The 1210-nt window shown below is 44.5% G+C and carries 1 pseudogene; it reads right to left on the reverse strand.

What is annotated here, in order from left to right:
* Positions 1–99 precede the first annotated feature (99 nt).
* Positions 100–1101 (reverse strand): annotated as a pseudogene (locus tag ACTQ50_RS19640) (YifB family Mg chelatase-like AAA ATPase); the annotation flags it as partial.
* Positions 1102–1210: the final 109 nt, after the last annotated feature.

Here is a 1210-nt window from a genome sequence, read left to right on the forward strand (position 1 = left end):
GGTCTGAAGAACTGCCGGATCACTGTCGAAAAACTAAATCAAGGTAAAGCTCCATGCCAGCCTTTGGGCTGGCATATCTTTTTGGGGAGGACCAGTTATTTACCATATACTATCTATCCGGTCCATGATAGGGCCGGAGATCTTTCCCCTGTATTTAATAATCTCATAATCCGTACACTTACATTTTGCACCCGGATAATAACCACACGGACAGGGATTCATAGCTGTAATAAACATAAAACTGGAAGGAAACGTATGAGTACCGTTCACTCTTGAGATAGATACTTTTTTATCTTCTATCGGCTGGCGTAATGCGTCAAGAGTCCGCCTTGAAAATTCAGCAAGTTCATCCAGGAATAGTACCCCATTATGTGCCAGTGATACCTCGCCCGGCATTGCATAGGCACCACCGCCAATCAGAGCATTCAATGATGCATTATGATGCGGGGCGCGGAATGGTCTGTATTTCATCAGGGCATGTCCATTGGGAAGCAGACCGGAAATACTGTATATTTTTGTTACTTCCAGACATTCTTCCTCTGTCATTTCCGGGAGGATCGTTGGAATCCTCTGCGCAATCATGGTCTTTCCGCATCCGGGCTCCCCGACCATCAGCATATTGTGCCCTCCTGCCGCAGCAAGAACAACCGCCTCTATCAGCTCATCCTGTCCTTTAACCTCTTTAAAATCCAGAACTGTCCCTGATTCTTCCGAACCTTTTTCCTTTTCACCCACATGGATTTCTCCCCCTGATGTTTTTCCTTCAAGACAGCGGATCACGCCTGTCAGATCATGAAATCCCAGAATTTCTACTCCATGCACCAGTCCTGCTTCTTTAAGATTAGCCTCCGGCACGATAATCTTCTTTATTCCTTTCTTCTGACCGGCAATGATCATCGGCAGAATCCCTCTGCAGGCTCTTAACCTTCCATCTAATGACAGTTCTCCGATAAAGCCATATTCTTTCAGGTTCTTCACCCCTATGTCTCCGTTCTGGCAAAGCACTCCAACCGCCATTGCAAGATCAAAATGAGAACCGCTTTTCTTTTTATCACTGGGTGCAAGACTGATGATCACACGCTTTTTAGGAAAAACATAACGCTGACTGTCAAGGTAGTTGTCAGTAAAATATTTATTTTTTGTTCTTGCAGGTCATCAGATATTGTTCTGTACCTGACGTGAGTATCAATAAATTATCTACGTTTATTGG

Origin of the sequence: Blautia sp. Sow4_E7 (assembly GCF_052116245.1) — a bacterium.
Classification (GTDB): Bacteria; Bacillota; Clostridia; order Lachnospirales; family Lachnospiraceae; genus Blautia_A.